Here is a 26,478-nt window from a genome sequence, read left to right as displayed (position 1 = left end):
CCTCTCCTGCCGAGGCGACGAATCCGCCCGCGTATTTCACCCTCGGAGGGTCTACTCGTGCGTGACCGCCCGGTGCTGGACTGGATCGACAGCAGCGGACGACGAGGGGACCGGGCCATGAAATCGAGCGTGACAGGCGAGCCGATAGCGGGCGGCGAATCGTTACCGTTCCCGCCGACGCCGTCGGGAAGCATCGCCGGCCGGACCATGCAGGAGTCCGTGTACAGCCCACTTCCGAAGAAGCGGCGGCTTTCCGACGACGCCCCGAACATTCTGGTCGTCCTCATCGACGACGCCGGGCCCGGTCTGCCGAGTGGCCTCGGCGGTGAGGTGAACACCCCGACGCTCGACGCAATGTTGCAGGACGGTGTCGGGTACAACCGATTCCATACGACCGCGATGTGTTCGCCGACCCGCGCGTCGCTGCTGACCGGACGCAACCACCATCGCGTCGGCAACGGGCAGATCGCCGAGCTGGCCAACGACTGGGACGGCTACTCCGGCCACATCCCGAGGTCGAGTGCGACGGGGCCCGAGGTGCTGCGCCACTACGGGTACAGCACTGCCGCTTTCGGGAAATGGCACAACACGCCGGCCGAGGAGACCACCGCAGCCGGTCCGTTCGACAACTGGCCGACGGGTCTCGGGTTCGAGTACTTCTACGGCTTCCTCGCCGGCGAGGCGTCGCAGTACGAGCCGAACCTGGTGCGGAACACGACGGTGGTGCTGCCTCCGAAGACCCCGGAGCAGGGCTACCACCTCAGTGAGGATCTCGCGGACGACGCCATCGGCTGGCTGCGCAGGCACAAGGCGTTCGACGCCGACAAACCGTTCTTCATGTACTGGGCCAGCGGCTGTCTGCACGGACCGCACCACATCATGAAGCCGTGGGCCGACAAGTACGCCGGGAAGTTCGACGACGGCTGGGATGCCTACCGGGAGCGGGTTTTCACGAGGGCGAAGGAGAAGGGCTGGATTCCCCCCGAAGCGGAGCTGACCGACCGGGACCCGACGATGGCCGCATGGGACGACATTCCCGACGACGAGAAACCCTTCCAGCGCCGGCTGATGGAGGTCGCGGCCGGGTATGCCGAGCACTGCGACGTCCAGGTGGGCAGGCTGTTCGACGAGCTCGACCGTCTGGGGTACCGGGACGACACGCTGGTCCTGTACATCTGGGGCGACAACGGCTCGTCCGGTGAGGGGCAGAACGGCACGATCAGTGAACTGTTGGCGCAGAACGGTATTCCCACCACACCTGCCCAGCACATCGCGGCCCTCGAGGAACTCGGTGGCCTCGACGTCCTGGGGTCGCCGAAGACCGACAACATGTATCACGCGGGCTGGGCGTGGGCGGGCAGCGCACCGTACAAGGGGATGAAGCTGCTGGCCTCCCATCTCGGCGGCACCCGCAACCCGATGGTCGTCCGGTGGCCGGCGAAGGTGGCACCGGACCCGACGCCCCGTACGCATTTCCTGCACTGCAACGACGTGGTGCCGACGCTCTATGACATCGTCGGGATCACTCCGCCACGGACGGTGAACGGTGTTCCGCAGGATCCGGTGGACGGCGCCAGCTTCGCGCAGACGCTCGTCGAACGCGGCGCCACCGGGGGAAAGCTCACTCAGTACTTCGAGATCATGGGCAGCCGGGCGATCTACCACGACGGCTGGATGGCGTCCGCGTTCGGGCCACGCGCACCCTGGGCGGCGGGTGTGCCCGGTGGCATCCGCGACTGGAGCCCGGACGACGACGTGTGGGAGCTCTACAACCTGGACGAGGACTGGACCCAGAACCGGGACCTCGCCGAGCAGCATCCGCGGAAGCTGGCGCAATTGCGGGAACTGTTCGCGATCGAGGCCGCGAAGAACAACGTGCTCCCCGTCGGCGGCGGGCTGTGGGTCATCGCGCTGCATCCCGAGCAGCGGATCACGACGCCGTACACGAGCTGGGAGTTCTCCGGCGACACGATCCGTATGCCCGAGTTCTGCGCTCCCGCGCTGGGAAACAAGAACAACCGGGTCACCCTCGACCTCTCCGCTCCGGACAATCCGAGCGGAGTGCTCTACGCGCTGGGGAGTAACGCCGGCGGACTCACGTGTTTCGTCGACGACGGCTACCTCTGTTACGAGTACAACCTGTTCATCCTGATGCGCACCAAGATTCGTTCGACCGTGCCGATCCCGCCGGGCACCCGCACGGTGCAGGTGGTCACGGAGTTCGTCGAGACGCGGCCCGGTGGCCCGCTGAACGTGAAGCTCTGCGTCGACGGCAGTGTCGTCGGGGAGGGGCAGGTGCCGGTGAGCGTGCCGTTGCTGTTCACAGCCAACGACTGTCTCGACGTCGGCACCTGCCTCGGGTCCCCGGTGTCGCTGGACTACTACGACCGGGCGCCGTTCCCGTTCAACGGCACCATCGACCGCATGGCGGTCGAGTACACGTAGGGGATCTCAGAAATACCAGGGGTACGGCTTCCAGTCCGGTTCACGCTTTTCGAGGAACGAATCGCGGCCCTCGACGGCCTCGTCCGTCATGTACGCCATGCGGGTTGCCTCGCCGGCGAACAGTTGCTGACCGACGAGGCCGTCGTCCTGCAGGTTGAACGCGTACTTGAGCATGCGCTGGGCCTGCGGGGACTTGCCGTTGATCTTGGTGGCCCAGTCGATCGCGACGTCCTCGAGTTCGGCGTGGTCGACGACCTTGTTGACGGCGCCCATCTGGTGCATCTCCTCCGCGGTGTACGTCTCACCGAGGAAGAAGATCTCGCGGGCGAACTTCTGGCCGACCATCTTGGCGAGGTAGGCGCTGCCGTACCCGCCGTCGAAGCTGCCGACGTCGGCGTCGGTCTGCTTGAAACGGGCGTGTTCGCGGCTGGCGAGGGTCAGGTCGCAGACCACGTGCAGGCTGTGACCGCCGCCCGCGGCCCAGCCGTTGACGAGGCAGATGACGACCTTCGGCATGAACCGGATCAGCCGCTGGACCTCGAGGATGTGGAGACGTCCGGCGCGGGCCTTGTCGACGGTGTCCGCGGTTTCGCCTTCCGCATACTGGTATCCGCTGCGTCCGCGGATGCGCTGGTCGCCGCCGGAGCAGAACGCCCACCCCTCGTCCTTGGGGCTCGGACCGTTGCCGGTGAGCAGCACGGCGCCCACGTCGGACGTCATCCGGGCGTGGTCGAGCGCCTGGTACAACTCGTCGACGGTGTGCGGGCGGAAGGCGTTGCGCACTTCGGGACGGTCGAACGCCACCCGGACGATTCCCTGGGTGACATGCCGGTGGTAGGTGATGTCGGTCAGGTTCTCGAAACCGGGAACCGGTCGCCAGTGCTGCGGGTTGAAAGTCACGGCTCCGAGGTTATCGGGTGCGGTTGGCGGGTGTCCGCGCGCGCACGAGTTTGCCCGGGTTTACCGTGCAGGTATGAGCGAACAGGCTGCCGACGTCACCCGTCTCGACGGCAAGGGCGACGACGAGTACGAGCACCACGGCGGGTTCCCCAAGTACGAGCCGGTGACGCCCGGTCCGGACTGGCCGCGGTTCGTCGAGGGAATGCGCACGTTGCAGGACCTCGCGGTGTCGGTCGACGCCCCGGACGACGTGCTCGCGCAGGCCGCGGACCAGGTGGAGAAGCTGGCCGAACTGCTCGGACCGCACGTCGTTCCCGAGGGGCGGTCGCCGGCGGGCCGCACGATCGAGTTGCCGGGCCGGGGGAGTCTCCTCATGCCGCCGTGGAACATCGAGAAGTTCGGGCCCGAGGGGGTGCGCAGTGCGGGCATGTTCCGGCGCTACCACCTCGGGGGCAACGGTGCCGCGCACGGCGGCACGCTGCCGCTGCTGTTCGACGACCTGATGGGCATGATCGTCCACGCGTACGGGCGGCCCATCAGCCGCACCGCCTACCTGCACGTGAACTACCGCGCGATCACACCGCTCGACACGCGGCTGACCGTCGAGGGCAGCGTCGACCGCGTGGAGGGTCGCAAGACGTTCATCACCGCACGGTTGATGCAGGACGACACGTTGCTCGCCGACTGCGAGGCTCTCATGCTCCAGTTGCTGCCCGGGCAGCCCTGACGTCGTGACGTCCCTGCCCTCCCTGCCCTCCCTGCCCTCCCTGCCCTCCCTGGAGGAGGTCCTGGCCGATGCCGTCGTGGTGAGTCTGCCCATGCGCGTGCGGTTCCGCGGCATCACGACGCGAGAAGCGTTACTGCTGCGCGGTCCCGCGGGGTGGGGCGAGTTCGCGCCGTTCCCCGAGTACGCGGACGACGAGGCGGCGCACTGGTTGCAGTCGGCGATCGAGGACGCCTGGCTCGGGCCGCCGCCCGCGGTACGAACGCGAGTGCCGATCAACGCCACCGTCCCCGCCGTCGACGCCGCCCGGGTGCCCGCCGTGCTCGAGCGTTACCCCGGTGCCCGGACCGCGAAAGTGAAAGTGGCCGAACGTGGTCAGACGCTCGACGACGACGTCGCGCGGGTGCGGGCGGTCCGCGCACTCGTTCCGAACGTGCGCGTCGACGCGAACGGGGGGTGGTCGGTCGACGAGGCCGAGACCGCGCTGCGGGCCCTGACCGTCGACGGTCCGCTCGAATACGCCGAGCAGCCGTGCGCGAGCGTGCCCGAGCTGGTGGAGGTCCGCAGGCGGATGCCCGACGTGCGGGTGGCCGCCGACGAGAGCATCCGGCGCGCCGAGGATCCGCTGAAGGTCGTGCGGGCCGGCGGTGCCGACGTGGCCGTCGTGAAGGTCGCCCCGCTCGGGGGAATGCGGCGGCTGCTGTCGCTCGCGGACGAGTTGTCTTCGTACGGTGTGCCGGTGGTCGTGTCGAGCGCCTTGGACACCGCTGTCGGTATCGCCGCCGGTGTCGCCGCTGCCGCCGCGCTCCCCGAATTGCAGTTCGCCTGCGGTCTGGGTACCGGGGGACTCTTCGAGGCGGACGTGGCCCGCCCACGCGAACCGGTCGGCGGCGAACTCACCGTCGACGCGGTGGCACCCGACGTCGAACGCGTCACGGCTCTCGCCGCGTCCGCGGAGCGTTCACGCTGGTGGATCGAGCGGGCCCGCCGGTGCCATGGCCTGCTCGAACAACGCGGAGTCCGGTTTTTCGTATAGTGTCTGCCGGACCTGATCGCTCAGTCAATACGGAGGCATTGAAAGTGGTTGCAGCTCTGAACGAAACCCTGCTCGACGAGTCGCGCGTTCCTGCGGTCATCGCAGACGTCCAGGCTCTCATCGACGCGGAGGTTTCGGACAAGTCGGGGGCCTCGGGACTGGCACTCAAGGGTGGATACGGCGCGGTCAAGAAGGTGGGACCGTCGATCGTGCCGGACGCCATCGAGGGCCTGCTGCCGGCATTCGTCACCAAGCTCGAGCCGTACTGGCAGGCCTTCACCGCCAGCGGTGAGGCCGGATTCTCCGAGTACCTGGTCGCGCGTGGCGAGGAGGTCGCGGACTCGCTCCTCGGTGTGACCGACGAGCGCATCGAGGGCAGCGACCGCGGTGCTGTCAAGAAGGTGTACTCGTCGCTGCGTCCGTCGGCGAAGAAGAATGTGATCGAGGCACTTCCGCGTCTGGGCGCCCTCGTTCAGAAGCACGCCAACTGAGAACCCAGGTGAGTGGCCCGGCGCGCCCCGGCGTGCTGTGCCACTCACCTGTGGTCAGTTGGCAGCGTGGCCGTGGCGCCAGTACCCGGTGAACGAGATGTCGGACTTCGGGATGCGGCGCTCGTTCACGAGGTGGCGTCGCAGCGCCGTCGTCAGCTCGCTCTCGCCTGCCACGAACGTGTAGGACGGCCCGGTCGGCAGCTCCGCCTGTTTCACGGTGTCGAGCGCGAGCACTCCCGGACGGGCATCGGCGTCCTCGCGCACCAGCCAGTGCACGTTCACGCCGTCACCCACCGAAACTTCCTGAGCGTCTTCGACATCGGGAATCTCGACGAAGACTTCGGCCCGCAGGTCCCGCGGAGCCGATCGCAGGATCCCGACGATGGCGGGAAGCGCGCTCTCGTCACCGACGAGCAGCTGCCACTCGGCGTCCGGCGTCGGGTTGTAGATCAGCCCCTCGTCGAGGATCGCCACCTCGTCACCGGCCGCGGCCGAGTTGGCCCACGCCGACGCGGGACCGAGGTCGCCGTGCGAGGCGAAGTCGATGTCGATCTCGGTGCTGTCGCCGAACGTTCCCGATCCCGCCAACCGGATCTCGCGGATCGTGTAGTTGCGCACGACCGGCCGGGTGTCCTTGGACATCAGCTTGTACTGCGCGTACCAGAGGTTGCTCGCGCTGGTCGGTAACCGCAGCGTGCTCTGTCCCCGCTGGGGGATGAACATCCGGAACCACTGGTCGAACCCCATCGGGTTGACGGAGTCGAGTTCCTCGCCCGCGATGGTGACGCGGACGAAGTTCGGGCTGATCTGCTTGCCCGCCACGACGCGTGCGGACGCGATCCGGCGACTCTGAGGTTTGACGAACTTGCTGCGTTGAGCCATGGCGTCGGTTACTCCCCCGGTAGCGGTGCGATTTGTCAGGTAAGCCTAACCAATCGATCCGTTAGGCGGGGCGATGCGGTCGGTCGAGCCTCACGACCTTCGGCGGCAGACCCCACTCGTTGCGGCCGAGCCGGCTGAGCGGGGCGAGTTCCGCGAAGTCCGGAAGTCCGTCGTCGGCGAGCGCCTCGGGCCGCACCGCGACCGTCACGACGTCGCCCATCACCACGAACGAATCACCGACAGGTATCACCTGGTGCAGGGTGCACTCGATGGCGACCGGCGAACCCGCGACCCGCACGGGACGGACCCGCTCACTGGGTTCGGTGTCGATGCCCAGCGCGGCGAACTCGTCGACCTCGCTGTCGAACGTGGCGGAACTGGCGTTGACCGTCGAGATCAGCGGCTCGGTCGCCACGTTGATCACGAACTCTCCCGTCGCCTCGATGTTGCGGAGGCTGTCCTTGCGGGTCACCGACGTGAACTGCACCACCGGCGGGTGGGTGCTGGACACAGAGAAGAAGCTGTACGGGGCCAGGTTGGCCACCCCGTCCGCCGAGACGGTGGACACCCACGCGATCGGCCGGGGCACGATCGAGGCGGTCAGCACCTGATACATGCGGTGTGGGGGAAGTTCGGCGGGATCGAAGACTGTGCGCATGCGTTCATGGTGTCAGCGCCCGCGATGTGGCCGTGAACTCACCCGGCGAGGTCGCCGGGCGGGGGTGCCGGAGGATCTGACACTCTTGATGTCGTGAACCCGTCCACTGCACAAGCCACCGCGGTCGTCGACGAACTGGTCCGCGGGGGAGTACGCGAGGTCGTGCTCTGCCCGGGTTCGCGCAACGCGCCGCTGGCGTTCGCCCTGCAGGCCGCCGACCTCGAGGGCAGGCTCCGTCTGCACATGCGCATCGACGAACGCACCGCGGGATTCCTCGCGCTCGGCCTGGCCGTGGCCGGCAAGCGTCCCGTCCCGATCGTCATGACGTCCGGCACCGCCGTCGCCAATCTCGGACCCGCGGTCCTCGAGGCGAACTACGCCCGGGTGCCGCTCGTGGTGCTCAGCGCCAACCGCCCGTACGAGATGCTCGGCACGGGCGCCAACCAGACCATCGAACAACTCGGTCTGTTCGGCAGCCAGGTGCGCGCGACCATCAGCCTGGGCCTGGCCGAGGACGATGCCCGGCAGAACAGCCAGTGGCGTTCGGCTGTGTGCCGGGTCCTCGCCGCAGCGCGCGGCACGAGGTCGGGCAACGCCGGTCCCGTGCACTTCGACATCCCGCTCCGGGAACCGCTCGTCCCCGACGTCCACGCGCAGGGTCCGGTCCCGCAGGGACGACCGGGCGGGGCGGCGTGGACCACCACCCAGCACGCGACGCTCGACGTGCCGATGGACCTCGACCTCACCCCCGACACCATCGTGATCTCCGGGCACGGGTCCGCCCTGCGGCCCGAACTCGCCGGACTGCCGACGGTCGCCGAGCCGACCGCGCCGCTGCACGGCATCCCGGTGCATCCGATGGCGTTGCCGCAGCTCAAACCGCGGCAGGCCGTCATCACCGGACGCCCCACCCTCCACCGGTCCGTGTCGAAGGTCCTCGCCGATCCGGCGGTGGCCGTCTACGCGCTCACCACCGGCCCCCGCTGGCCCGACGTGTCCGGCAACGTGCTGGCCACCGGAACCCGGGCGGTCGTGTCCGGTGAACCCGACCGGGCCTGGATCAATCGGTGCCGCACGCTGTCCGAACACACCGACAAGGCGGTGCGCGCGCAACTCGCCGCCCACCCGAAGGCGACGGGACTGCACGTGGCGGCCGCCGTCATGGACGCCCTGACCGACGGTGACCAGTTGCTGCTCGGGGCGTCCAACCCCGTGCGGGACGCCGCGCTCGTCAGCTATCCGGCGCCGAAGATCCGGGTGCTGTCCAACCGGGGTGTCGCCGGCATCGACGGCACCGTGTCCGCGGCCGTCGGGTCGGCGCTGGCCTACGAGGAGGGGCGGACGGTGGCCCTGCTCGGCGACCTGACGTTCCTGCACGACGCGTCCGGGCTGCTCATCGGCTCGGGCGAACCGCGGCCCCGGGACCTGACCATCGTGGTCGCCAACGACGACGGTGGCGGCATCTTCGAACTGCTCGAGCAGGGCGATCCGCAGTACGCCGGTGTGTTCGAGCGGGTCTTCGGTACTCCGCACGGGATGGATCTCGCCGCACTCTGTGCCGCCTACCGGGTGGAGCATCACCTGGTGGGTCTGGGTGAGCTGTCGACGCGGCTGAGCGCGCCCGACGCGCCCGGCGACCGCGGAATCCGGGTGCTCGAGGTGACCACCGAACGTTCCGGGCTGCGCGAACTGCACGCCGCGGTGCGGGCACAACTGTGAATGCGCGGGTGTCGCGGCGCGTCCGGCGGGGGGTGCTGGTGGCGGTGATCGGCATCTCGGTCCTGGCCGTGCTCCTCGTACTGGCCGCCTGGCGCAACGACCACACCATCCAATCCGACCGGGGCGTGGCCACGGCGGAGGTGCTGTCGGCGGGCTCGCTGCGGTCGGCTATCAGCTTCGTCACCCCTGACGGGGTGACGCACAACCCCGAACTGGGCGTGCTGTACCCGACGAAGCTCACGGTGGGGCAGCGCATCGACGTCGAGTACGCGCGCAGCGACCCCGACCTGGTGCGGGTGTCCGGGCGCGACGCCAGCGTCGCCGTCGTCCCCGCCGGTTCGCTGATCGTCGTGACCTGGCTGATCGCGGGACCGGTGATCTGGTACCTGCGGCGGCGGGAGAGTTCGGCGGAGGCCCAGCCGGCAGTGTCATCCTGAGTTTCCCGGAACTTCGCGCGACGGTCACGTCGATCTCGCTGCTGTGACCACGAGCACTGCCACGCTGAGCGCGTGAGAGTAGCCATCGTCGCGGAATCGTTTCTTCCCAACATGAACGGTGTGACCAACTCGGTGCTGCGGGTTCTCGACCATTTGCAGCGCACCGGACACCAGGCGATGGTCGTCGCCCCGGACACGGTCGGATCGCAGACGTCCGCGCCGACCGAACACGGCGGCGTACCCGTCTACCGGGTGCCTGCGGTGATGGTGCCGAAGGTCAGTTCGCTCCCGGTGGGTCTGCCGCAGCCCGGACTCACCGCCGCGCTGCGGGCGTTCGACCCCGACGTCGTGCATCTGGCGTCACCGTTCCTCCTCGGTGCGGGCGGGCTGGGTGCGGCGCACCGGCTCGACGTCCCCACGGTCGCGGTGTACCAGACGGACGTGGCGGGTTTCGCCGAGAGCTACGGCCTCGGCATCACCAGTCGCGCGGCGTGGGCCTGGACGCGTCGCATCCACCGGGGCTGCACGCGCACTCTCGCGCCGTCCACGTCGGCGGTCGAGGCGCTCGCCGAGCAGCGGATTCCGAGGGTCTATCGCTGGGCGCGCGGCGTGGAGACCACTCGATTCGCACCGTCGCGTCGCAGCACCGGTCTGCGGGACTCCTGGCTGGGCGGCTCGGATCGGCTGGTCGTCGGATTCGTGGGCAGGCTCGCGCCCGAGAAACACGTCGAGCGGCTCGCCGCACTCGCCGGCGACCAGCGGGTGCGGCTGGTGATCGTCGGCGACGGTCCGGAGCGGGCCCGCCTGCACCGGTTGATGCCCGACGCGGTGTTCACCGGGCAGCTCGGCGGTGTGGAGCTCGCGGAGGCCTACGCGAGCCTGGACGTCTTCGTCCACCCCGGCGAGCACGAGACGTTCTGCCAGGCGGTGCAGGAGGCGCTGTCCAGCGGGGTGCCGGTGATCGGACCGGATGCCGGGGGTCCGCGGGATCTGGTCGCGCACTGCCGCAACGGCTACCTGCTTCCGGTCGACCGGTTCGGCGAACTGCTGCCGAGCGCCGTCGACGCACTGCGCGACCGCCGCATGCGCGCCCGCTTCGGTGAGGCCGCCCGGCAGTCGGTGCTGCACCGCACGTGGCCTGCGATCTGCGACGAGTTGCTGGGTCACTACGCGGCGGTTGTGGGCGGGCAGGACTTTCGCGAGTCCCGGGCGGCCTGACCAGCGGATCGAAACCGGTGGGGAATTCGAGAGGCCGGCTCGTGGTTGCCCGGAGTATGGCGAAGTACAAGACTGTCAATCCCGCGACCGGTGAAACCGTCCGGGAATTCACGACCTTGGACGATGCAGGAGTGGAGTCGGCGCTCTCCCGCGCCCACAACGGATATCTCGACTGGCGGACGACCGCCGCCGAGGAACGCGCCCGGATTCTGGGCCGAACCGCCGATCTCTACGCGGAGCGCGAAGACGAACTGGCGCGGATGATCGCCCTCGAGATGGGCAAACCCGTCCGGGAGGCCAAGGGCGAAGTCAAGCTCTCGTCGGCGATCTACCGCTACTACGCGGACAACGGCCACGCGCTGCTCGAGGCGGAACGGCTCGACGTGCCGGGTGCGGACGAATCGGTGGTCTACCGCAGGCCGATCGGTGCGCTCGTCGGCGTGATGCCGTGGAACTACCCGTACTACCAGGTCGCCCGCTTCGCGGCGCCGAACCTCATGCTCGGCAACACCGTGCTACTCAAGCACGCCCCGAACTGTCCGCAGTCGGCACTGCTGATGGAGGAGATCTTCCGGCAGGCCGGTCTCCCGGAGGACGCCTACATCAACGTGTTCGCCACCAACGAGCAGATCGCCGACATGATCGCGGATCCGCGTGTCCAGGGCGTCTCGCTCACCGGCAGCGAGCGGGCCGGGACCAGCGTCGCCGAGACGGCGGGCCGCAACCTCAAGAAAGTGGTGCTCGAACTCGGCGGGTCCGACGTGTTCGTCGTCCTCGACACCGACGATATGGACGCCACGGTCAAGACCGCGACCCGTGCCCGCCTGTCCAACGCGGGCCAGGCCTGCAACTCTCCCAAACGTTTCATCGTGACCGAGCCGAACTACGACGAGTTCGTCTCCAAGCTCGCCGAGTCCTTCAAGGCCACCCCGACCGGCGATCCGCTCGACGCGAAGACCGTCCTCGGGCCGCTGTCCTCGCAGAGTGCCGCGGATTCGCTGATCGAGCAGATCGAGGACGCCGTCGCCAAGGGCGCGACGCTCCTCGCCGGCGGGAAGAAGATCGACGGCCCCGGCTCGTACGTCGAACCGACCCTGCTCGTCGACGTGACCCCCGAGATGCGGGCGTACAGCGAGGAACTGTTCGGGCCCGTCGGCGTCGTCTACAAGGTCGCCACCGCCGACGAAGCCGTGGAACTCGCCAACTCCTCCTCCTACGGTCTCAGCGGTTCGGTGTGGAGCACCGACCTCGACGGGGCACGTGAGGTCGCCGACCGGCTCGACGTCGGCATGGCCTTCGTCAACGAGCACGGCACCACGCTTCCCGGGTTGCCATTCGGCGGCGTCAAGCGCTCCGGCGTCGGGCGCGAACTCGGTCCGTGGGGAATGGACGAATTCGTCAACAAGAAGCTGGTGCGGGTCTCCAAGAAGTGACCGCCTCGCCGCCGCGCCCGGCGCCGACATCGGCGCCGGGCGCGGTTGGTAGCGTTTCGGGCGTGGCAACTACACACGGTTCGCGGGCGTCGCTCGAAAAGGATCCGCACGAGGTCGCGTCGATGTTCGACGGCGTCGCGAAGCGCTACGACCTCACCAACACGATCCTGTCGTTCGGTCAGGACCGCAGTTGGCGCAAGGCGACGCGCTCGGCCCTGGCACTGAAGCCGGGGGAGCGCGTTCTCGACCTCGCGGCGGGGACCGGGGTCTCTACCGTCGAGCTCGGACGGTCGGGTGCCTGGTGTGTGGCCACCGACTTCTCCAAGGGGATGCTGCAGGCCGGCAGTGGACGCCACGTCCCGATGGTCGCGGGCGACGCGATGCACCTGCCCTACGCCGACGCCGTGTTCGACGCCGCGACCATCTCCTTCGGGCTGCGCAACGTCTCCGACTTCGACGCCGGTCTCCGCGAGATCGCCCGCGTCACCAAACCCGGCGGGCGCCTCGTCGTGAGCGAGTTCTCGACCCCGGTGTTCGGGCCGTTCCGCACGGTCTACATGGAGTACCTGATGAGGGCGCTGCCGCGGGTCGCGCGCGCCGTCAGCAGCAACCCTGACGCCTACGTGTACCTCGCGGAGTCCATCCGCGCCTGGCCGACCCAGCAGGAACTCGCGCAGCGCATCGAGGCCGCCGGGTGGCGGAACGTGCAGTGGCGCAACCTCACCGGCGGTGTGGTTGCCCTGCACCGCGCCACCCGCTGAACGTCAGCCGAACAGCGGTCGTGAGTCGACCTTCGTCGACAGCAGACCGGACGCCCGCCACGCGCGGGCGGTGAGGTCGCTGTCCTCCTCGGTGACGAGGTTGCCCATGACCCGGACCGCGATGGTCATCAGCGCACGGGACCGCATGGCCACCGGACCGGACGCGGGCAGAACCCGGGGGACGGTCAGCAGCCCGGCGAGTCGCCGCGCCACGGAGAACGCCCGGCCGTACCGCTCCCGGAGGATCGCGGGCCACAGCTCCGTCAGGTCGTCGGCGTCGAGGATTTCCGCGACCAGGCGACCGCCTTCGAGCCCGTAATCGATGCCCTCGCCGTTCAGCGGATTCACGCACGCCGCCGCGTCGCCGATGATCGCCCAGTTCCGGCCCGCGATGTGGGACACCGCACCGCCCATCGGCAGCAACGCAGACGCCACCGCGCGCAGCTCGCCGTCCCAGTTCCATTCGTCGCGCCGCTGCGCCGTGTACAGGTCGAGCAGCGGTCGCAGCGCACCCGTGGCCGGACGTTTGGCTGTGGCCAGTGTGCCGACGCCGATGTTCACCTCACCGGTGCCGAGGGGGAATACCCAGCCGTAGCCCGACTGCAGCGTCCCCGCTCCGTCCCGCAGCTCGAGGTGCGAGGTGATCCACGGGTCGGCGCTGCGGTCGGTGGCGATGTAGGCGCGGGCGGCAACACCGTAGGCCGTGTCCCGGTGCCATTCACGGCCGAGCTGCTTGCCCAGTGTGGACCGGACGCCGTCCGCGACGATCAGCGTCCGGCAGCCGATGGTGTGGGTTCCGTCGGACGTCTTCAGCGTCACCGCCGTTACCCGGTCGCCGTCCCGTTCGACGCCGGTTGCCTTGGCGCCCTGCACCATGACGGCCCCGGCGTCGACGGCGGTCGCACGGATCCTGTCGTCCAGCTCGGTGCGGGCGACGGCGCTGCCGACCGCCGGGAACGACCTGCCCGGCCACTCCAGTTCGAGCTCCTGACCGAACCCGCTGAGCCTCAGCCCGCGGTTGGTTCCTTTCGACCGCACCCAGTCGCCGAGACCGAGATGGTCGAGCTCGGCGACGGCACGCGGAGTGAGTCCGTCGCCACACGTCTTGTCGCGGGGAAACACCGCCGCGTCGGCGAGAACCACGTCACGACCCGCGCGGGCCGCCCACGCGGCAGCCGAGGAACCGGCCGGACCAGCACCGATGACCAGGACATCGGTGGCGGTGGGAAGCGGGGATCCCGCGGGCGACTGTTCTGCTGCGACCACACCTACATCCTGTCAGGCTTCGCTATGCGACCGCGGCGAGGCCGACGGGCAGCGGAACCGCTAGGTTCACTACCGTGGTAGCCGAGCCGCCACCGACGGCGCGGGAACCGAGCCGTCACTGACGACAGGATGGGTACTGAGAACGTGAGCACCGAGGGCGCAGCACACACCGCTGCCGACGCTGTAGTGGGCACCACGGTCGCCGGGATCGATCTCGGCGACCCGCAGCTCGCTGCCACGGTCCGTGAAGGACTGAAGGAAGTCGAGGAACTGCTGGTCAGTGAGCTCTCCGACGGGGAGGACTTCCTCACGGAGGCGGCGTTGCATCTCGCGAAGGCGGGAGGCAAGCGTTTCCGTCCGCTGTTCACGGTGCTCACCGCCCAGCTCGGGCCGAAGGCCTCCGACCCGTCGGTGGTCACGGCGGCCACCGTCGTCGAGCTGGTCCACCTCGCCACGCTGTACCACGACGACGTGATGGACGAGGCGTCGATGCGCCGCGGTGCACCCAGCGCGAACTCGCGGTGGGGCAACAGCGTTGCGATCCTCGCCGGCGACTATCTGTTCGCGCACGCGTCCCGTCTCGTCTCGACGCTGGGACCGGAGGCGGTGCGCATCATCGCCGAGACGTTCGCCGAACTCGTCACCGGCCAGATGCGCGAGACGATCGGGCTTCGCGGCGAGCAGGATCCGGTCGAGCACTACCTCAAGGTCGTGTGGGAGAAGACGGGCTCGCTCATCGCGGCGTGCGGACGCTTCGGCGGCACCTTCTCCGGCGCGGACGCCGACCACGTGAAGCGGCTCGAACGCCTCGGCGACGCCGTGGGCACCGCCTTCCAGATCTCCGACGACATCATCGACATCTCCTCGGTGTCCGCGCAGTCCGGCAAGACACCCGGAACCGACCTGCGTGAGGGCGTCCACACGCTGCCCGTCCTGTACGCGCTGCGCGACGAGGGCCCCGACGCCGATCGCCTCCGGGTGCTCCTCGACGGCCCCGTCACCAACGACGACGACGTCGCGGAGGCGCTCGCGCTCCTCGAACGGTCGCCCGGCATGGCCGCCGCCAAGGCGAAGCTGGAGGAGTTCGCGGTCCAGGCGCGCGCGCAGCTCGCCGAGCTGCCGCAGGGCCCCGCCAACGACGCCCTCGTGAAGCTCGTCGATTACACGATCGAGCGCGTCGGCTGAGCCGTATCGTCAGTATCTGAACTCGTCTTCACCCGATTTCTCGTCGTCCGTGCGGGAACCGTCCCACCACTGTGTTTCGTTGAATGATCAAGATCCCGAAACTCGTGCGACGTGATCGGGTGTCAACGACAAGGAAGGCGTGACGTGCGCTACGCAAACGGGGCGAAGACTCTGGTTCTGTTGGTCGGCATGTCGGCGCTGATCGTGTTCATCGGCGCGCTGTTCCGCAACCCCACCATCCTGCTGCTGGCGATCGTGTTCGCGGTCGGAATGAACGCGTACGTGTACTTCAACAGCGACAAGATGGCTCTCAAGGCCATGCACGCCCAGCCGATCACCGAAGTGCAGGCCCCGGTCATCTACCGCATCGTCCGGGAACTGGCCACCACCGCGCACCAGCCGATGCCGCGGCTCTACATCAGCCCCACGTCCGCGCCCAACGCTTTCGCCACCGGGCGCAGTCCGCGCCACGCCGCGGTGTGCGTGACGAGCGGCATTCTGCAGATCCTCAACGAACGAGAGTTGCGGGCCGTGCTCGGACACGAGCTGTCGCACGTCTACAACCGCGACATCCTGATTTCCTCCGTCGCCGGCGCCATGGCCGCCGTCGTGTCGGGACTCGCGAACTTCGCCATGTTCGCCAACATGTTCGGCGGGCGCGGCGGGGGACAGGGCGCCAACCCGATCGCGCTGCTCCTCGTATCACTGCTCGGGCCCATCGCCGCGACCGTCGTCAAACTCGCGGTGTCCCGGTCCCGGGAGTACCAGGCCGACCAGTCGGGCGCAGAGCTCACGGGCGACCCCCTGGCGCTGGCGTCCGCGCTGCGGAAGCTGGAGCAGGGCACTCAGGCAGCACCGCTGCCGCCGGAGCCTCAGCTCGCCGCGCAGTCGCACCTGATGATCGCCAACCCATTCCGCACCGGCGAGAAGATGAGCCGGATGTTCTCCACCCACCCGCCGATGGCCGACCGGATCGAGCGGCTCGAGCGCATGGCAGGCATGTAGGCGGCTTCGCCGCCCGTGCGCCTTTCTGGTCGTTCCTACAACCAGAAAGGCGCACGGGTGCGGAGCGCCTACCGGTAGTTCACGAACTGCAGCGCGATCCCGAAGTCCTCACCCTTCAGCAGGGAGATCACGGCCTGCAGGTCGTCGCGCTTCTTGCTGCTCACCCGCAGTTCCTCACCCTGGATCTGCGCCTTGACGCCCTTGGGGCCCTCGTCGCGGATCTTCTTGGTGATCTTCTTGGCGTTCTCCGTGGTGATGCCCTGGACGAGGCTGCCGGACAGCTTGTAGATCTTTCCGGACTGCGCCGGCTCGCCCGCGTCGAACGCCTTCAGGGAGATGTCACGCCGGATCAGTTTCTCCTTGAAGACGTCCAGGGCGGCGAGCAGTCGCTCCTCGGTGTCGGCCGTCAAGGTGATGGTTTCCTCGCCGGACCATTCGATCGATGCTCCCGTGTTCCGGAAGTCGAACCGGGTCGACAGCTCCTTGCCGGCCTGATGCAGGGCGTTGTCCACCTCCTGACGCTCCACCTTGCTCACCACATCGAAGGACGAATCAGCCACTTCACACTCCCGGTTTCGTCTAGTTCTCCCCGCCGCGACCCGGCAGGGGGCTCGCCGAATGCCGACGAGCAGATTCGACGCTATCGGTTCGCAACCGCCCGTATCCACCCGGTTTGCAAAACGGGGGGCCGTTCGTTGTATTCTTCTTTCCGCAGCGGAGAGCGATTTCGCATTGATTTCGCGCTCCTCGTGCAACCCGGCAGATTGCCCGAGCGGCCAATGGGAGCGGACTGTAAATCCGTCGGCTTATGCCTACGTAGGTTCGAATCCTACATCTGCCACACACAGAACCCCGGTGAGCGACAGCTCACCGGGGTTCTGTCGTTCGTGGACGAAACTGGGCGCCCACGCATGCGGCGATGCCGACCGGATCGTCGGCGACATGGCCCGACGCGTCGCATGCACCTCTTCGGACGCGAACGCTGGGACCGGCCGAAGGTACGGCCGCCCGGCTGGACGGACTTCGGCGTGCTCCCCGAGCTCGATCGCAGGTCTCGAGCACGGCCACCAGCGGAACTGTCGGGTGCACCGACTTGTGAAAGCCGCTGACCAGGCAATTTGGTTCTGGACGCGAACTCTGTGTAATCTCGTCAAGGCTTCAGCGCGCAGCGATGTGCGAGCGAAGCACGCCCCCTTAGCTCAGTCGGCAGAGCGTTTCCATGGTAAGGAAAAGGTCAACGGTTCGATTCCGTTAGGGGGCTCGCTGGATTGAAGTGGAGCGCCTAGTGCGCGACACTCGACACCGAGGCGGTGTAGCTCAGTTGGTAGAGCAAACGACTCATAATCGTTGCGTCGCCGGTTCAAGTCCGGTCACCGCTACACAATATGCATGATCCACCCTGATTGTTCGTAATCAGATTCACCCGAAAGAAGGCATCCCGTGGCCTCCTCGACTGACGTTCGGCCCAAGATCACTTTGGCCTGCGAGGTATGCAAGCACCGCAACTACATCACCAAGAAGAATCGGCGCAACGACCCCGATCGCCTGGAGATCAAGAAGTTCTGCCCGAACTGCGGAACTCACCAGTCGCACCGCGAGTCCAAGTAACACGGTCCGGAACTAGGACTGCGTTCGCGAAGGGAGTCCTCTAGGCTGCCCTCACGCGCCGACGTCAAGGGTAGAAGAGGTTCTTTCGCGTGACTGACACTGTGACAGAGACAGAGGCCTACGTGCCCGCGGCTGTTCCTGCCGATCCTGCCGCGCACGCACTGGCGATGGTCGGGCACCACTACCGCGTCGACGACTTCTACGAGGTCGGACGCGAGAAGGTGCGCGAGTACGCGCGTGCCGTGCAGGACTGGCACCCCGCTCACCACGACGAAGAAGCCGCGAAGGGCCTCGGTTACGACGGTCTCCTCGCTCCTCTGACGTTCATCTCGCTTGTCGGCATCATCGCTCAGGGGCGCCTCTTCAAGGAGATCGTCACCGGTTACGATCCGAGCCAGATTCTCCAGACCGACCAGCGGCTCGAGTTTCACAAGCCGATCAAGGTCGGCGACCGTCTGGTCTGTGACGTGTACCTGGAGTCGTTCCGCCAGATGGGCGGCAGCGACATCATCGTCACCAAGAACATCGTCACCGATCAGCACGACGAACTGGTCCAGACCACTTGGACGACGCTCGTCGCGCGTACCGGCGGCGAGATCGACGAGAACATCGCTCACGCAGTCAAGGACGTGATCATGCATGGCGCTTCGTAAGTTCGAGGACGTCTCGGTGGGTGAAGAACTCCCCGAGCGCATCGTGAAGCTCACGCGTGGCGACCTGGTCAACTACGCGGGCGTGTCCGGCGATCCCAACCCGATCCACTGGAGCGACGAGGTCGTCAAGCTCGCCGGTCTGGACAACGTGATCGCGCACGGAATGCTCACCATGGGTCTCGGCGGCGGATTCGTCACGTCGTGGCTCGGCGATCCGGGTGCGGTCAAGGAGTACAACGTTCGTTTCACGAGCTCGGTCTACGTCCGTGAGGACGAGGCCGCGCAGGTCGAGTACACCGGTAAGGTGAAGTCACTCGACGAGGAAAGCAAGACAGCAGTGGTCGCGATCGTGGCGCGTTCCGAGGGAAAGAAGATCTTCGGTCGCGCCACCGCAACGGTCCGTCTGGCCTGACAGCCGGGTGGATTGGGTTTGTTCCGGGGCTTTGAAGTACACTGAGATTTCTGGGATTACTCAGCGCTGCGCGCTGCCCTACGGTGCTGTACGGCCGGCAAGGGTGGCGCGCGTGTCATGTAATCACAGAGAGGTCGGTCAAGAATTGGTTCGAGGCTAGTTTCGGACCAGGTCTCCCGACCAAAGGGGCGTAGCTCAACTGGCAGAGCAGCGGTCTCCAAAACCGCAGGTTGCAGGTTCAAGTCCTGTCGCCCCTGCCCCCGGATGCCAGCGACTGAGAGGAACGACGTGAGCGAGGAGCGCGCCAAGCGCGACGGCGACACTTCAGGGTCGACGCGCCCGGACGGTGCCGACGACACCGCGGCCGACGCCACCACCACGCGTTCCGCCACGCCCTCGGGAAAGCCCAGCGGTAAGCGCCAGGGCCGTCGTTCACCGGCAGGTACCGAGGTCGCCGCGAGTTCTGTGAAGTCACCGGAACTCTCGAAGTCGGACACGACCACCAAGGTCAAGCCGGCGAAGAAGGATCGCGCCGACACGCCGCGCAAGGAAAACATCTTCAAGCGCCTGCGCCGGTTCCTCCGCGAGGTCATCGCCGAGCTGCGCAAGGTCATCTGGCCCAATCGCAAGCAGATGATCACCTACACCAGTGTCGTCCTGGTCTTCGTGGTGTTCATGGTGACGTTCATCGGCGTGTTGGATCTGGTGGTCATCAAGGGCGTCACCTGGTTGTTCGGTTGACGGAATCCGCCCCGGTGGATCCGAAGTATGTGAGTGACGAGAGGAAGCGAGTGCCCCAGTGAGCACCCCCGAGAACGACACGAATGAGGCTTTGGCCGAAGAGCGTGTTTCTGCCGAGGCGGCAGCCGAAGTGGATGTCGAGGCTGCCGAGGAGGGCACCGAAGCCGCGGAAATCGACGGTGACGACGTTGCCGAGGACGCCCCGGCTGACGAGATCGTCGCGGACGAGGCGCCCGTCGACGAGGCTGCGACCACCGACGAGGCTGCGACCACCGACGAGGCTGCGACCACCGACGAGGCAGCGATCACCGACGAGGCTGTGGCCGCCGAAGAGCCCGAGGATCCCGTTGCGGAACTCAAGGCCGCTCTGCGCCGCGCACCCGGTGACTGGTACGTCATTCACTCCTACGCGGGCTACGAGAACAAGGTCAAGGCCAACCTCGAGACCCGTGTCCAGAACCTCGACGTCGGCGACTACATCTTCCAGGTGGAAGTTCCCACCGAAGAGGTCACCGAGATCAAGAACGGCCAGCGTAAGCAGGTCAACCGCAAGGTTCTGCCCGGCTACATCCTGGTCCGCATGGATCTCAACGACGAGTCCTGGGGAGCCGTGCGCAACACGCCCGGCGTCACCGGATTCGTCGGTGCGACGTCGCGTCCGTCCCCGCTGACCCTCAACGAGGTGATCAAGTTCCTGCTCCCGCAGCAGGAGCAGAAGAAGCAGGCCGCCGCGGCAACCGTCTCGGCGGGGGAGACCGGCGGAGAGAGCTTCGCGAAGCCGCTCATCGAGGTCGACTTCGAGGTCGGCGAGTCGGTCACCGTCATGGACGGCCCGTTCGCCACGCTGCCCGCCAGCATCAGCGAGGTCAACGCCGAGCAGCAGAAGCTCAAGGTCCTGGTCTCGATCTTCGGTCGCGAGACCCCGGTCGAGTTGTCCTTCACGCAGGTCGCGAAGATCTAGCGCCACATACTTGCACTGCAGTAGCAAGAAACACACCCAGCAAGAAATAGGAAATCGAGATGCCCCCCAAGAAGAAGAAGCTCGCAGGGCTCATCAAGCTTCAGATCCAGGCCGGTCAGGCTAACCCTGCACCGCCCGTGGGTCCCGCGCTTGGTCAGCACGGCGTGAACATCATGGAGTTCTGCAAGGCCTACAACGCGGCGACTGAATCCCAGCGCGGCAACGTGGTGCCGGTCGAGATCTCGGTCTACGAAGACCGGACCTTCGATTTCAAGCTGAAGACCCCTCCGGCTGCCAAGCTGCTGCTCAAGGCTGCAGGCGTGCAGAAGGGCTCCGGCGAGCCGCACAAGACCAAGGTCGCTTCCGTGACCATGGATCAGGTGCGCGAAATCGCGAAGACCAAGCAGGAAGACCTCAACGCGAACGACATCGAGCAGGCCGCGAAGATCATCGCCGGCACCGCACGCTCGATGGGTATCACGGTCGACGGCTGAGTCAGCCCTGATCGATCGGCGGCGTCACCGTCGGCGATCGACTGACGGCACCGCCGTCGAAGAAAGCGTGGGAGGGCCGGCCAGGCCCAGACCACTACTGAACCATTCACCATCGCAGACGAGACACACACTGCGGTGAGAAGTTAGGACAGAAGAAATGGCAAAGCGCAGCAAGGCGTATCTCGCCGCCGCTGAGAAGATCGACTTCGACAAGCTGTACAGCCCGCTGCAGGCTGCGAAGCTGGCGAAGGAGACGTCGTCGAGCAAGATGGACGCGACCGTCGAGGTTGCAGTCCGTCTGGGCGTCGACCCCCGCAAGGCGGACCAGATGGTCCGCGGCACGGTCAACCTGCCGCACGGCACCGGTAAGACCGCCCGCGTCATCGTGTTCGCAGTCGGAGAGAAGGCCGCCGAGGCCGAGGCAGCTGGAGCCGACGCCGTCGGTGCCGAGGACCTCATCGAGCGGATCCAGGGTGGATGGCTCGATTTCGACGCCGCCATCGCGACTCCCGATCAGATGGCCAAGGTCGGCCGCATCGCCCGCGTCCTCGGACCGCGTGGCCTGATGCCGAACCCGAAGACCGGCACCGTGACGGCTGACGTCACGAAGGCTGTCGCGGACATCAAGGGCGGAAAGATCAACTTCCGCGTCGACAAGCAGGCCAACCTGCACTTCGTGATCGGCAAGGCATCGTTCGACGACGCCAAGCTGGTGGAGAACTACGGCGCCGCGCTGGACGAGATCCTGCGTGCGAAGCCGTCCTCCGCGAAGGGCCGCTACGTCAAGAAGGTCACCGTTTCGACCACCACCGGCCCGGGCATCCCGGTGGACCCGAACCGCACCCGCAACCTTCTCGAGGATGCCGACGCGTAAGTCACGCTTCACACAGTTCGGCCGGTACGGAAATCTTCCGTACCGGCCGAACTGCTTTTCCCGGGTTCAGTCTTCGTCGGCGGTTCCCGATTCGGACTTCTTTCGCCACGCCAGCATCACGGAGTCCGTGCGAGCCGGCGCCCAGGGCATGAAGATCGCGACGACGAGCGCGCAGACCACCACGGCGCCCGCGGCGACGAGCGACGCAGTGTGCGAGCCCTGCAGGACCGTCGTCTTCATGGTGAGGATGAGATTCTCACGTTGCTGTTCGAGGAACGGCGGGATCTCCCGTTTCCGGATCTCGAGCACACTCAGGACCGTCGCGCGTGCGAACCCCTTCTCGTCGTCGTTCATCAACGCGGCCGGAATACGGTCGAGCAGAGGACTCATCGTCGTCGCGTAATACGACGCGACGATCGATCCGAGCACGGCGACACCGAGCGTTCCGCCGATTTCCCTGGTCGTGTCGTTCACGGCCGAGCCTGCTCCCGCCTCGTCGAGGGGCAGCGACGCCATGATCGATTCGGTCGCGGGCCCCTGCACGATGGCCAAACCGAGCGCCATCGACACCATCGACGGGAGGACGTCCGTCAGGTAGCTGCTGTCGACGGCCACCTGACCGCCGAGGTACAGGCCGACACCGGTGAGGAGGAGGCCGAACACGATGACCGGGGTCGTCCCGATTCGCTGCGCCAGAAGTGTGGCGACGGGAGCGCCGACCGCCACCGACACCGCGAACGGCAGCGACGCGACACCGAACTCGAACGGCGTGTACTCCCGGACGCCCTGGAAGTACTGCGTGATGAGGAACAGGAAGCCGAACATCGAGAAGTAGCCGATGGCGATCGCGAGGGCGGGCAGGGAGAACCTGCGGTTGCGGAACAGCCGCAGGTCGAGGATCGGGTATTCGGTGCGCAGCTCCCAGAGGACGAATCCGATCAGGACCGCGATCGAGAGGGCGACGGCGCCCAACGTGACGGACGACGTCCACCCGTGGTGAGGGGCTTCGATGATGGCCCACACGAGGACGGTGATTCCGGTGATCGAGGCGCCGATTCCGACGAGGTCCATCCGTCCGATGACGGAGGCGCGCGATTCCGGCACCAGGAGCAGCGTCGCCGCTGCCGCGCCCACGGCGATCGGCACGTTGATCCAGAAGACGGAGTGCCAGCTGAAATGCTCGAGCAGCCACCCGCCCGCCATCGGCCCGATGGCGATCGCGAATCCGGCCATCGCGGTCCAGGCGGCGATGGCCAGCGCCCGTTCCCGCACGTCGGTGAAGATGTTGATGACGAGGGCGAGGGTCGCGGGGAAGACGGCGGCCGCGAAGACACCCATCGCCGCGCGGGCCGCGATGACCTGCCCCAGACTCTCGGCGTTGGCGCCGGCGACCGACATGACGGCGACGCCGATCAGGCCGATGACCATGACGCGGCGACGACCGTAGCGGTCGCCGAGGTTGCCGAACGCCAGGAGCAGGCCTGCGAACGTCAGCGTGTAGGCGTCGACGACCCACTGCAGGCCGCTGACACTGGTGCGGAGTTCGACACCGATCGACGGGAGGGCGACGTTGACGATGGTGTTGTCGAGCACGACCAGCAGTTCGGCCAGGCAGATCACGGCAAGCGCGAGGAAGCGGCGCGTCCGGGACCCGGCCACGACGGTCCGGGCTTCGAGGATTGTCATGACCAAAAGTTAGCCCATACATGTAACGGTGCGTAACAGGTAATTGGACGCAGCTTCAGTCTGTTGAACCACACCGCAGCGATGAAGTGGCGCCGATCACTTCCGCGAGGCGGGTCGCGGCCACGATTTGGCGGTTGTGCAGGCCATGCCGTAATCTGTCCTGCGGAGTTCAATGCAGTATCTGAACTTCACCCCAAATCATGTTCTACCCAAGACCGTTGGTGATCGCGCCCGCAAGGGTGTGATTGAAAGTCCGGGAATGTCCGGCGGCCCACGCAGGAGGACGAGGTAGGGGGATGCGTATCGGTTGTGGGCTCGCGCCCTGACCGTATCGTTTCCTTTCACGCCCCGTGTGCCCTGCACCGGGGCGTTTTGCATGTCGTGGATTGTGTGCTCCGGGATTCCGGCGGTACGCAGCGGTTCCGAAGTGGGATAACGACTGTCATGAGAGGAGGCGAAGTATGGCAAAGCCTGAGAAGGTTTCCGCGGTTGCGGAGATCACCGAGCAGTTCAAGGGTTCGACCGCTGCTGTGATCACGGAATACCGTGGTCTGACGGTGGGCAACATCACGACACTGCGACGCGCTCTCGGAGAAGGTGCCACCTACTCCGTCGCCAAGAACACCCTGGTCAAGCGTGCCGCTGCTGAGGCGGGCGTCGAGGGCCTTGATGACCTTTTCGTCGGTCCGACCGCCATTGCATTCATCAAGGGCGAGCCCGTCGATGCTGCGAAGGCGCTGAAGAACTTCGCTAAGGACAACAAGGCGCTCATCATCAAGGGCGGCTACATGGACGGCGCTGCGCTGTCCGTGGACGAGGTCAACAAGATCGCGGACCTCGAGTCCCGCGAGATCCTGTTGGCCAAGCTTGCCGGCGCGATGAAGGGCAACTTGGCAAAGGCCGCAGGCCTGTTCAACGCTCCTGCTTCGCAGGTGGCCCGACTGGCTGCTGCTCTGCAGGAAAAGAAGGCCGCAGAAGGCGGAGCTGCCGAAGCTCCCGCCGAGGCTGCAGCCGAAAGCTGATCCGCACCCGCGCATCACTGCTATAACCCCGCCCGGTCGCGGATCAGCGACATGGGACTTACAGGAAGGACCGCCACAATGGCGAAGCTCAGCACCGAAGAGTTGTTGGACCAGTTCAAGGAGCTCACCCTCCTCGAGCTCTCGGAGTTCGTGAAGGCATTCGAGGAGACCTTCGAGGTCACCGCCGCTGCCCCGGTCGCCGTTGCCGCTGCAGGCGGAGCACCGGCTGCCGCCGAGGCTGCTGAGGAGCAGGACGAGTTCGACGTCGTCCTCGAGTCGGCCGGCGACAAGAAGATCCAGGTCATCAAGGTCGTCCGTGAGGTCGTTTCCGGCCTCGGCCTGAAGGAAGCCAAGGACCTCGTCGAGGGTGCTCCGAAGGCCATCCTGGAGAAGGTTGCCAAGGACGCGGCCGACGCCGCCAAGGAGAAGCTCGAGGCTGCCGGCGCGAAGATCACCGTCAAGTAAGACGGTCTCTCCCGCGCTGCTCGCCGAGCAGACGAAGAGGGCCACTCCCCATCCGTGGGGAGTGGCCCTCTTTTTGCGTCCGCAGACGGCTTCGGAGTGACGAGATTCCCGGCCGAAAGCTGGACGCGCGACCAGAAATTTCGCTACCGTTATCCCAGTTCAGACGCGTTGTTTTGCATAGTGGGACCCGCTGTTGGCATGCTTCCTTACTCATGAGTAGCATCCCTTGTCACAGGTAACACGTCGATGCGATAGAGTGACCCAACCCACACGGGGTGAGTGCATCGAACGGTCGCGGAGGTAATGGTGGGAGTCGAGGTATCCGTCGAGGGACTGACCAAGTCGTTCGGCTCGCAGAGGATCTGGCAGGACGTCACGTTGACCCTCCCTGCTGGTGAGGTCAGTGCGTTGCTCGGACCGTCGGGTACGGGTAAGTCGGTGTTCCTGAAGTCGCTGATCGGTCTGCTCCGCCCGGAGCAGGGTTCGATCGTGATCGACGGCACCAACATTCTCGAGTGCTCGTCCAAGGAGCTGTACGAGATCCGGAAGCTGTTCGGTGTGCTGTTCCAGGACGGCGCGCTGTTCGGGTCGATGAACCTGTTCGACAACGTGGCGTTCCCACTACGCGAACACACCAAGAAATCCGAATCCGAAGTCCGCAAGATCGTCATGGAAAAGATGGAACTCGTCGGCCTCCTCGGCGCCGAGGACAAACTGCCCGGCGAGATCTCCGGCGGTATGCGCAAGCGTGCGGGCCTGGCCCGGGCCCTGGTACTCGACCCACAGATCATCCTCGTCGACGAGCCGGACTCCGGCCTGGACCCGGTGCGCACCACCTACATCAGCCAGACGTTGATCGACATCAACGCCGAGATCGACGCGACGATCCTGATCGTCTCGCACAACATCAATCTCGCCCGGACGGTGCCGGACAACATCGGCATGCTGTTCCGCCGGCATCTGGTGATGTTCGGTCCGCGGGAGGTGCTGCTCACCAGTGAGGAGCCGGTGGTCAAGCAGTTCCTCAACGGCACGATGATCGGTCCGATCGGGATGTCGGAGGAGAAGGACGAGGCCACCATGGCGCAGGAGCAGGCGATGGTCGATGCCGGCCACCATGCCGGTGGTGTCGACGACGTCGAGGGCATCGTCCCGCAGATGAAGGCGACGCCGGGGATGCCGTTCCGGCAGGCCGTGGCCCGCCGTCAGGAACGCGTCCGGCACATCATGCACACCCTGCCGGAGAATGCCCAGATCGCCATCCAGGAAAGCCTCGACGAGACTTCCGGCGGAAACGGCGGCGGGGGCTACGACTACGCATACAGCCAGGAAGACACACAGGTCATCCCCGCATACCGGGGCGAAGGATACGAAAACACCACTCACGGGCAAGGGTAGGCAT

The 26,478-nt window shown here is 66.7% G+C and carries 27 protein-coding genes and 4 tRNA genes; 25 read left to right on the top strand and 6 right to left on the bottom strand.

Features of this window, described 5'->3' with window-relative positions:
• Positions 1 to 57: 57 nt before the first annotated feature.
• Positions 58 to 2,445: an arylsulfatase gene (locus tag HGB39_RS12970; RefSeq protein WP_005564459.1), complete on the top strand. Its 2,388-nt coding sequence runs from the start codon at positions 58 to 60 to the stop codon at positions 2,443 to 2,445.
• Positions 2,446 to 2,451: 6 nt separating this feature from the next.
• Here the strand turns inward: HGB39_RS12970 and HGB39_RS12965 are convergent, their stop codons facing one another.
• On the bottom strand, positions 2,452 to 3,345 hold the full coding sequence (locus HGB39_RS12965) for a 1,4-dihydroxy-2-naphthoyl-CoA synthase (RefSeq protein WP_005252069.1): 894 nt from the start codon (positions 3,343 to 3,345) through the stop codon (positions 2,452 to 2,454).
• A gap of 73 nt (positions 3,346 to 3,418) precedes the next feature.
• Here HGB39_RS12965 and HGB39_RS12960 point away from each other — a divergent pair, with 73 nt between their 5' ends.
• The 3 genes from HGB39_RS12960 to HGB39_RS12950 are packed head-to-tail and all read left to right on the top strand — an operon-like array spanning position 3,419 to position 5,596.
• A complete protein-coding gene (locus tag HGB39_RS12960; RefSeq protein WP_005258299.1) occupies positions 3,419 to 4,072 on the top strand; it encodes a PaaI family thioesterase in 654 nt (217 codons plus the stop codon).
• Positions 4,073 to 4,103: 31 nt separating this feature from the next.
• Entirely contained in the window at positions 4,104 to 5,105 is a 1,002-nt protein-coding gene (locus tag HGB39_RS12955) for an o-succinylbenzoate synthase (protein WP_168442929.1), read from the top strand.
• Positions 5,106 to 5,149: 44 nt separating this feature from the next.
• Complete coding sequence (locus tag HGB39_RS12950; protein WP_005574507.1) at positions 5,150 to 5,596, top strand: DUF6918 family protein; 447 nt, start codon at positions 5,150 to 5,152, stop codon at positions 5,594 to 5,596.
• A gap of 54 nt (positions 5,597 to 5,650) precedes the next feature.
• On the opposite strand, the gene HGB39_RS12945 is transcribed toward HGB39_RS12950, so the two are convergent.
• Together HGB39_RS12945 and HGB39_RS12940 are read right to left on the bottom strand one after the other, a co-directional pair.
• Positions 5,651 to 6,478 carry a siderophore-interacting protein gene (locus tag HGB39_RS12945; RefSeq protein ID WP_005574506.1) on the bottom strand — a complete coding sequence of 276 codons (828 nt, stop codon included), beginning with the start codon at positions 6,476 to 6,478 and terminating at the stop codon, positions 5,651 to 5,653.
• A gap of 61 nt (positions 6,479 to 6,539) precedes the next feature.
• On the bottom strand, positions 6,540 to 7,136 hold the full coding sequence (locus HGB39_RS12940; protein ID WP_005574505.1) for a flavin reductase family protein: 597 nt from the start codon (positions 7,134 to 7,136) through the stop codon (positions 6,540 to 6,542).
• A gap of 93 nt (positions 7,137 to 7,229) precedes the next feature.
• Here HGB39_RS12940 and menD point away from each other — a divergent pair, with 93 nt between their 5' ends.
• The 5 genes from menD to HGB39_RS12915 all read left to right on the top strand — a co-directional run bounded on the left by menD (position 7,230) and on the right by HGB39_RS12915 (position 12,704).
• Positions 7,230 to 8,855: a 2-succinyl-5-enolpyruvyl-6-hydroxy-3-cyclohexene-1-carboxylic-acid synthase gene (gene menD / locus HGB39_RS12935; protein WP_064080679.1), complete on the top strand. Its 1,626-nt coding sequence runs from the start codon at positions 7,230 to 7,232 to the stop codon at positions 8,853 to 8,855.
• Entirely contained in the window at positions 8,852 to 9,292 is a 441-nt protein-coding gene (locus tag HGB39_RS12930) for a DUF3592 domain-containing protein (RefSeq protein ID WP_043793881.1), read from the top strand. Before menD ends, HGB39_RS12930 begins: the two co-directional genes overlap by 4 nt.
• 72 nt (positions 9,293 to 9,364) lie before the next feature.
• Complete coding sequence (locus HGB39_RS12925) at positions 9,365 to 10,510, top strand: glycosyltransferase family 4 protein (protein WP_081276596.1); 1,146 nt, start codon at positions 9,365 to 9,367, stop codon at positions 10,508 to 10,510.
• Between the two features lie 56 nt (positions 10,511 to 10,566).
• A complete protein-coding gene (locus HGB39_RS12920; RefSeq protein ID WP_064080680.1) occupies positions 10,567 to 11,943 on the top strand; it encodes an NAD-dependent succinate-semialdehyde dehydrogenase in 1,377 nt (458 codons plus the stop codon).
• Positions 11,944 to 12,005: 62 nt separating this feature from the next.
• Positions 12,006 to 12,704, top strand: coding sequence for a demethylmenaquinone methyltransferase (locus tag HGB39_RS12915; RefSeq protein WP_037204242.1), 699 nt, complete (start codon positions 12,006 to 12,008; stop codon positions 12,702 to 12,704).
• 3 nt (positions 12,705 to 12,707) lie between these two features.
• Here the strand turns inward: HGB39_RS12915 and HGB39_RS12910 are convergent, their stop codons facing one another.
• A complete protein-coding gene (locus tag HGB39_RS12910) occupies positions 12,708 to 13,970 on the bottom strand; it encodes a geranylgeranyl reductase family protein (protein WP_064080681.1) in 1,263 nt (420 codons plus the stop codon).
• Positions 13,971 to 14,099: 129 nt separating this feature from the next.
• Here HGB39_RS12910 and HGB39_RS12905 point away from each other — a divergent pair, with 129 nt between their 5' ends.
• Together HGB39_RS12905 and htpX are read left to right on the top strand one after the other, a co-directional pair.
• A complete protein-coding gene (locus HGB39_RS12905) occupies positions 14,100 to 15,155 on the top strand; it encodes a polyprenyl synthetase family protein (protein WP_005571705.1) in 1,056 nt (351 codons plus the stop codon).
• Positions 15,156 to 15,299: 144 nt separating this feature from the next.
• Positions 15,300 to 16,160, top strand: a complete 861-nt coding sequence (gene htpX, locus HGB39_RS12900) for a zinc metalloprotease HtpX (protein ID WP_005252087.1) — start codon at positions 15,300 to 15,302, stop codon at positions 16,158 to 16,160.
• Between the two features lie 68 nt (positions 16,161 to 16,228).
• Here htpX and HGB39_RS12895 read toward each other — a convergent pair whose 3' ends face one another.
• Complete coding sequence (locus HGB39_RS12895) at positions 16,229 to 16,720, bottom strand: YajQ family cyclic di-GMP-binding protein (protein WP_005252088.1); 492 nt, start codon at positions 16,718 to 16,720, stop codon at positions 16,229 to 16,231.
• A 198-nt stretch (positions 16,721 to 16,918) separates the two neighbouring features.
• Between HGB39_RS12895 and HGB39_RS12890 the strand changes: the two genes are divergently transcribed.
• From HGB39_RS12890 to rplA, 11 genes are all read left to right on the top strand, one after another.
• Positions 16,919 to 17,001: transfer RNA gene (locus HGB39_RS12890), tRNA-Tyr, on the top strand.
• Between the two features lie 347 nt (positions 17,002 to 17,348).
• A tRNA-Thr gene (locus HGB39_RS12885) sits at positions 17,349 to 17,421 on the top strand.
• A 45-nt stretch (positions 17,422 to 17,466) separates the two neighbouring features.
• Positions 17,467 to 17,539, top strand: a tRNA-Met gene (locus HGB39_RS12880).
• 61 nt (positions 17,540 to 17,600) lie between these two features.
• Positions 17,601 to 17,768, top strand: a complete 168-nt coding sequence (gene rpmG / locus HGB39_RS12875) for a 50S ribosomal protein L33 (RefSeq protein WP_005252089.1) — start codon at positions 17,601 to 17,603, stop codon at positions 17,766 to 17,768.
• Between the two features lie 89 nt (positions 17,769 to 17,857).
• Positions 17,858 to 18,421 (top strand): (3R)-hydroxyacyl-ACP dehydratase subunit HadA, encoded by a 564-nt coding sequence (gene hadA / locus HGB39_RS12870; protein WP_005571706.1) that lies wholly within the window; start codon positions 17,858 to 17,860, stop codon positions 18,419 to 18,421.
• A complete protein-coding gene (gene hadB / locus HGB39_RS12865) occupies positions 18,408 to 18,833 on the top strand; it encodes a (3R)-hydroxyacyl-ACP dehydratase subunit HadB (protein WP_005252091.1) in 426 nt (141 codons plus the stop codon). The genes hadA and hadB overlap by 14 nt, the downstream gene beginning before the upstream one ends.
• 184 nt (positions 18,834 to 19,017) lie before the next feature.
• Positions 19,018 to 19,090 (top strand) — tRNA-Trp (locus HGB39_RS12860).
• Between the two features lie 31 nt (positions 19,091 to 19,121).
• The gene (gene secE, locus HGB39_RS12855; protein ID WP_005258268.1) at positions 19,122 to 19,574 is read left to right on the top strand and encodes a preprotein translocase subunit SecE; all 453 of its coding nucleotides are present in this window, start codon (positions 19,122 to 19,124) and stop codon (positions 19,572 to 19,574) included.
• A 58-nt stretch (positions 19,575 to 19,632) separates the two neighbouring features.
• Positions 19,633 to 20,535 carry a transcription termination/antitermination protein NusG gene (gene nusG / locus HGB39_RS12850; RefSeq protein WP_005571707.1) on the top strand — a complete coding sequence of 301 codons (903 nt, stop codon included), beginning with the start codon at positions 19,633 to 19,635 and terminating at the stop codon, positions 20,533 to 20,535.
• A gap of 59 nt (positions 20,536 to 20,594) precedes the next feature.
• On the top strand, positions 20,595 to 21,029 hold the full coding sequence (gene rplK / locus HGB39_RS12845; protein ID WP_005252095.1) for a 50S ribosomal protein L11: 435 nt from the start codon (positions 20,595 to 20,597) through the stop codon (positions 21,027 to 21,029).
• Between the two features lie 157 nt (positions 21,030 to 21,186).
• Entirely contained in the window at positions 21,187 to 21,903 is a 717-nt protein-coding gene (rplA, locus tag HGB39_RS12840; protein WP_005252097.1) for a 50S ribosomal protein L1, read from the top strand.
• A 66-nt stretch (positions 21,904 to 21,969) separates the two neighbouring features.
• Here rplA and HGB39_RS12835 read toward each other — a convergent pair whose 3' ends face one another.
• Positions 21,970 to 23,589: an MFS transporter gene (locus tag HGB39_RS12835; RefSeq protein ID WP_043792661.1), complete on the bottom strand. Its 1,620-nt coding sequence runs from the start codon at positions 23,587 to 23,589 to the stop codon at positions 21,970 to 21,972.
• A gap of 461 nt (positions 23,590 to 24,050) precedes the next feature.
• Between HGB39_RS12835 and rplJ the strand changes: the two genes are divergently transcribed.
• From rplJ to HGB39_RS12820, 3 genes are all read left to right on the top strand, one after another.
• Positions 24,051 to 24,611, top strand: coding sequence for a 50S ribosomal protein L10 (gene rplJ / locus HGB39_RS12830; RefSeq protein ID WP_005252102.1), 561 nt, complete (start codon positions 24,051 to 24,053; stop codon positions 24,609 to 24,611).
• 78 nt (positions 24,612 to 24,689) lie between these two features.
• The gene (gene rplL, locus HGB39_RS12825) at positions 24,690 to 25,076 is read left to right on the top strand and encodes a 50S ribosomal protein L7/L12 (protein ID WP_005252104.1); all 387 of its coding nucleotides are present in this window, start codon (positions 24,690 to 24,692) and stop codon (positions 25,074 to 25,076) included.
• 303 nt (positions 25,077 to 25,379) lie between these two features.
• Positions 25,380 to 26,474: an ABC transporter ATP-binding protein gene (locus tag HGB39_RS12820; protein WP_005571709.1), complete on the top strand. Its 1,095-nt coding sequence runs from the start codon at positions 25,380 to 25,382 to the stop codon at positions 26,472 to 26,474.
• Positions 26,475 to 26,478: the final 4 nt, after the last annotated feature.

It is taken from the genome of Rhodococcus opacus (assembly GCF_012396235.1).
GTDB classification, from domain to species: Bacteria; Actinomycetota; Actinomycetes; order Mycobacteriales; family Mycobacteriaceae; genus Rhodococcus_F; species Rhodococcus_F opacus.
Note: the sequence above shows the minus strand (reverse complement) of the source record. Positions and strands in the feature narration are given on the sequence as shown.

Excerpts from the sequence above, each read along its gene's own strand:
- HGB39_RS12960 (WP_005258299.1), top strand. The coding sequence starts at position 3,419 with ATGAGCGAACAGGCTGCCGACGTCACCCGTCTCGACGGCAAGGGCGAC.
- HGB39_RS12945 (WP_005574506.1), bottom strand. The coding sequence starts at position 6,478 with ATGGCTCAACGCAGCAAGTTCGTCAAACCTCAGAGTCGCCGGATCGCG.
- HGB39_RS12940 (WP_005574505.1), bottom strand. The coding sequence starts at position 7,136 with ATGCGCACAGTCTTCGATCCCGCCGAACTTCCCCCACACCGCATGTAT.
- HGB39_RS12920 (WP_064080680.1), top strand. The coding sequence starts at position 10,567 with ATGGCGAAGTACAAGACTGTCAATCCCGCGACCGGTGAAACCGTCCGG.
- HGB39_RS12905 (WP_005571705.1), top strand. The coding sequence starts at position 14,100 with ATGGGTACTGAGAACGTGAGCACCGAGGGCGCAGCACACACCGCTGCC.
- hadB (WP_005252091.1), top strand. The coding sequence starts at position 18,408 with ATGGCGCTTCGTAAGTTCGAGGACGTCTCGGTGGGTGAAGAACTCCCC.
- rplK (WP_005252095.1), top strand. The coding sequence starts at position 20,595 with ATGCCCCCCAAGAAGAAGAAGCTCGCAGGGCTCATCAAGCTTCAGATC.
- rplA (WP_005252097.1), top strand. The coding sequence starts at position 21,187 with ATGGCAAAGCGCAGCAAGGCGTATCTCGCCGCCGCTGAGAAGATCGAC.
- HGB39_RS12835 (WP_043792661.1), bottom strand. The coding sequence starts at position 23,589 with ATGACAATCCTCGAAGCCCGGACCGTCGTGGCCGGGTCCCGGACGCGC.
- rplJ (WP_005252102.1), top strand. The coding sequence starts at position 24,051 with ATGGCAAAGCCTGAGAAGGTTTCCGCGGTTGCGGAGATCACCGAGCAG.
- rplL (WP_005252104.1), top strand. The coding sequence starts at position 24,690 with ATGGCGAAGCTCAGCACCGAAGAGTTGTTGGACCAGTTCAAGGAGCTC.
- HGB39_RS12820 (WP_005571709.1), top strand. The coding sequence starts at position 25,380 with ATGGTGGGAGTCGAGGTATCCGTCGAGGGACTGACCAAGTCGTTCGGC.